This window comes from Deltaproteobacteria bacterium (genome assembly GCA_030654105.1).
Lineage (GTDB): Bacteria > Desulfobacterota > SM23-61 > SM23-61 > SM23-61 > JAHJQK01.
The window spans coordinates 1-3604 of sequence record JAURYC010000167.1 but is presented as its reverse complement, the minus strand read 5'-3'; the positions used below and the strand labels follow the sequence as shown (position 1 = coordinate 3604).

Here is a 3604-nt window from a genome sequence, read left to right as displayed (position 1 = left end):
TCAAGGGCTTCAAGAACAATGTCCATAAATTAAAATCGTAAGGCGTAAGGCGCAAGTGGTTAGGGGTAATACGCCATAAGCAACCCCCAACACCCAACACGCAACTCGTAACACGAAACAGGCATTACGTTTTATTGCTCAAAGCTGGATTTCCATCCCTTCATAAACCCCAAAGCATTCCAGATCGGCCTTTTGATCCTCGATCACCTGGCGGCAGTTTTGGATCATTTCTTCTATGCTGGCGTCCGTTCTGTCCTGGTTATGGTGAAACAAGCCAAATTTCTTTACCTTAGCGTCCAGGGCTAACCTCAGCGCATCTTTATAAACCGAGTGCCCCCAGGTTTTTCTTATTTTGTATTCTTCCTCGGTGTATTCAGAATCATGAATGAGCAGATCCGCGCCGGAGGAAAAATTAACATAGTCCTTATAATCCAGTCCGCCGGGATGTTTAAAAGTCAGCTCATTGTCGGTGAGGAAAACAAAGGCCCGGCCGTCCTCGATAAATTTATATCCGATCCCCGGATTGGGATGACTGGTGGCAATGGGGGTTACATTCATGGATTTAATGGCAAAACTGTTTGCGCAGGATTGATGGTAGGAAATATTCGCTTGAACCTTCTCGAAATCCACCGGAAAGTTGGGGGCCGCCATGACTTTGGAGATCATCTTTTTTATGGAGTCCTGAGTAAAGGGACAGCCAAACATGTGAATGGACGTTTCCTTCCGGTAGATCGGTTTAAAAAAGGGAAATCCCAAAATATGATCCCAATGGGAATGGGTAAAAATCATATTGTATTGAAATCTTTCTTCTTCCAGCAATCGAATCCCTAACTTCCGGATACCCGTGCCGGCATCAATGATGATGATTTCATCCTCACTCGATCTGATTTCGATGCAGGTGGTATCTCCCCCGTACTTTAGGTATTCTTGCCCGGAAACTGGAATGGAACCCCTCGCTCCCCAGCACCGAATTATCATCTCCTTCTTCCTTCGTTTCTCAGATTTGGCTCCGACTTGTTTGGGCCGATTAAGGGTCACAGGTAAAACAACAGGGTTAACAACACGTTGAATAGGATGATGGATAAAATCGCGCTCACCACGCCTCTGGTAGCCACCTGCGGCACCTCGATGGAGGAGTAGCGCACCGTCAGCCCGTGATAGGTGCAGGTCAAAGCGATCAGCAGGCCGAAGGCGGCACTTTTCAAGATTGCCAAAACCAGGTCAGTAACCGTGAGGGAGACCATCAACTCTCTCAGGAACACGGGTAAATCCGCAGGCAAGATTAACTTGGAGACGACGAAGCCTCCCAGTAGGGCCACGGCGTTGAAATAAATGGTCAGACAGATGACCGCGATGGTTACCCCGATGATCCGGGGGGTAACGATAAAATAAACCGGGTTGATTCCCATAACCCGGATGGCTTCCAATTCATGGGCAACGATCATATTCCCCAACTCGGCGGCAATGGCCGTTCCCGACCGACCGATCACGATGATAGCGGTGAGCAGAGGCCCTAACTCCCGGATGATCACCACAACCAGGATGGTGCTGATGAATTGTACTCCCCCGAGAAGGGCCATTTGGCTTCCCACTTCCACGATGACGATCGTCCCCAGGGCCAGAGAAACCAGGGTGACAACCTTCAGGGCTTCCACGCCGGTGAAATAGATCTGGCGCAGAGTAATTTCCAAGACCAGGGAAAAACCCTTTTCCCTCTCGGCGACTATTTCTTTGAAGGCCAGATAAAGGAGGGTGGAGAGATCGAGATAATAGTGTAACTTATCATTCATCCATCGGCCGATAGCATCCACGGCCGCAAGTCTTCCTCTGCTCAAAATCCCTTCCAAATTTCTTTGCACCCCTTCCCCGTAAAAATATACCACCAACCCCCGGGACTTTCTACTAAATTCTTGCCCCAGCGGAGGAAGTGTGTTACTTAGAAAAAAGGAATAGGCGATAGGCTTTATGGTATTGGAGAAAATTATATTTACTTTGGGGACCAGCAACCGGACCCTTGACGAATTTGTAAAGCTGCTGAAATTTTATGCCATCGAGATGGTGGTGGACGTGCGCAGCTTTCCTACCAGTAAATTCCCTCACTTCAAGAAAGAGACCCTGTTGCAATCTTTGGGTGAACAGGGATTCGGGTATTACTATTTAGGAAAGGAACTGGGAGGGTACCGCAAGGGGGGTTATGAGGCTTATACCCAGACTCTTGAATACCTGGTAGGCATGGAGCTTTTAGAGCGGATGGCTTCGCGTTGTCGTTGCGCCATCCTTTGTGCGGAACGCCTGCCCTGGCGCTGCCATCGAAGATTCATCGGAGGCAGCCTGCAGGGGAGAGGATGGAAAGTTGTACATATCATCGAAGCGGAAAAAATATGGGACGATAAACTTGATGATCGAAAGGACTCCTGATCCCCAGTATATTTTTCGAGGCGACATGAGTGTAGATCATGGTGTTCCGGAGGAACGTGCTCGCGTCTGAGGGCTCGTTAGCACAGCAATAATGAAGACCAATCCCTTTAAAGCATGATATAATACGCCCATGCCCCTATCAACTCTCTCCAAGCTCGAAGTTGCCGGTGTAGCAACACCAGAGAATCCGATATGAAGAATGATCTAGAGATGCTCGAAGAATACGACTTCAGTGACGGAGTCCGCGGTAAATATGCGAAGCGGTATGCCGAGGGCACCAACGTCGTAGTTATTGACCCCGACGTGGCGGAGTATTTTCCCGACCACGAATCGGTAAACGATGCCCTTCGCAGTCTAGCGGCAATTATCAAGAGGAAGAGGAAAGCCGAACAAAGGCCTGCAGGTGGACCCTCGCTACGCTCGGGCCGCTGAGTCCGAGCGTTCGCCAATATTAAACAAGATGGATCAAAAGCACTGAACCAATGAGATATGACGTTCGATTCAAACCCAGGGCAATAAAAGACATTGAAGGTCTGCCTTCCCGGATTCAGGGCCGCGTCCTAGCGCGAATTGAAGAGATGAGCGATGATTTGAGGGGAGATGTCAAGCGGCTCACAAATTTTACCCCTGAGTATCGCTTGCGTGTTGGGGACTTCAGGGTTTTGTTTGAGATTGAAGGGGAAACGATTATCATTTATCGGATTCGGCATCGTCGTGAAGCGTACCGATGAATGGAGGTTGATGAAATGGTTTCTTTACGTGCCCAGATTATTAAGAAAAACGGGAAGAAAGAGTACGCCGTTCTACCCTATGAGGAATTCCTGAAGGTTCAAGAGGAACTCGAGGACTACGACGATCTTCGTTGCCTCAGAGAAGCCAAAGAGGCGGAAAAAGCTGCACCGACTATTGGAATAGCTGAACTGAAGAAGAAGATCGGAAGGCGAACAAATCGCTGCAGCCGACGGCGGTAGTCTGCCGCGGTTGAGCTTGGTGTTCCTCCCGACCGCAGGCGGTAATAAATAAAAAACCGGCTTTTATATAGTTATGGGCGTTGCATAATCGAAAATTGGGAGTTTAGGTGGGCGGTCGGGAGGAATGTGCTCGCTTCTGAGGGCAGCGTGTTCTACGCCTGCGGCGGGCGAATCCCGCTTGGCGGGACTGGAGCAGACGGGCCTTCGGCCCACAG

General features: G+C 49.5%; 6 protein-coding genes. 4 read left to right on the top strand and 2 right to left on the bottom strand.

Annotation, left to right across the window (positions count from 1 at the left end):
- Positions 1–138: 138 nt before the first annotated feature.
- Positions 139–978, bottom strand: coding sequence for an MBL fold metallo-hydrolase (locus Q7V48_06985; protein MDO9210479.1), 840 nt, complete (start codon positions 976–978; stop codon positions 139–141).
- Positions 979–1034: 56 nt separating this feature from the next.
- Complete coding sequence (locus Q7V48_06980; GenBank protein MDO9210478.1) at positions 1035–1835, bottom strand: ABC transporter permease; 801 nt, start codon at positions 1833–1835, stop codon at positions 1035–1037.
- 130 nt (positions 1836–1965) lie between these two features.
- On the opposite strand from Q7V48_06980, the gene Q7V48_06975 reads away from it, so the two are divergent.
- The 4 genes from Q7V48_06975 to Q7V48_06960 all read left to right on the top strand — a co-directional run bounded on the left by Q7V48_06975 (position 1966) and on the right by Q7V48_06960 (position 3389).
- On the top strand, positions 1966–2418 hold the full coding sequence (locus Q7V48_06975) for a DUF488 domain-containing protein (GenBank protein MDO9210477.1): 453 nt from the start codon (positions 1966–1968) through the stop codon (positions 2416–2418).
- A gap of 192 nt (positions 2419–2610) precedes the next feature.
- Positions 2611–2850: a hypothetical protein gene (locus tag Q7V48_06970; GenBank protein ID MDO9210476.1), complete on the top strand. Its 240-nt coding sequence runs from the start codon at positions 2611–2613 to the stop codon at positions 2848–2850.
- 50 nt (positions 2851–2900) lie between these two features.
- Entirely contained in the window at positions 2901–3149 is a 249-nt protein-coding gene (locus Q7V48_06965) for a type II toxin-antitoxin system RelE/ParE family toxin (protein ID MDO9210475.1), read from the top strand.
- Positions 3150–3164: 15 nt separating this feature from the next.
- Positions 3165–3389, top strand: coding sequence for a type II toxin-antitoxin system Phd/YefM family antitoxin (locus tag Q7V48_06960; GenBank protein MDO9210474.1), 225 nt, complete (start codon positions 3165–3167; stop codon positions 3387–3389).
- Positions 3390–3604: the final 215 nt, after the last annotated feature.

Bases quoted from the DNA above. Each gene is read 5' to 3' on its own strand.
- Q7V48_06985 (MDO9210479.1), bottom strand. From the start codon at position 978: ATGATAATTCGGTGCTGGGGAGCGAGGGGTTCCATTCCAGTTTCCGGG.
- Q7V48_06975 (MDO9210477.1), top strand. From the start codon at position 1,966: ATGGTATTGGAGAAAATTATATTTACTTTGGGGACCAGCAACCGGACC.
- Q7V48_06970 (MDO9210476.1), top strand. From the start codon at position 2,611: ATGAAGAATGATCTAGAGATGCTCGAAGAATACGACTTCAGTGACGGA.
- Q7V48_06965 (MDO9210475.1), top strand. From the start codon at position 2,901: ATGAGATATGACGTTCGATTCAAACCCAGGGCAATAAAAGACATTGAA.
- Q7V48_06960 (MDO9210474.1), top strand. From the start codon at position 3,165: ATGGTTTCTTTACGTGCCCAGATTATTAAGAAAAACGGGAAGAAAGAG.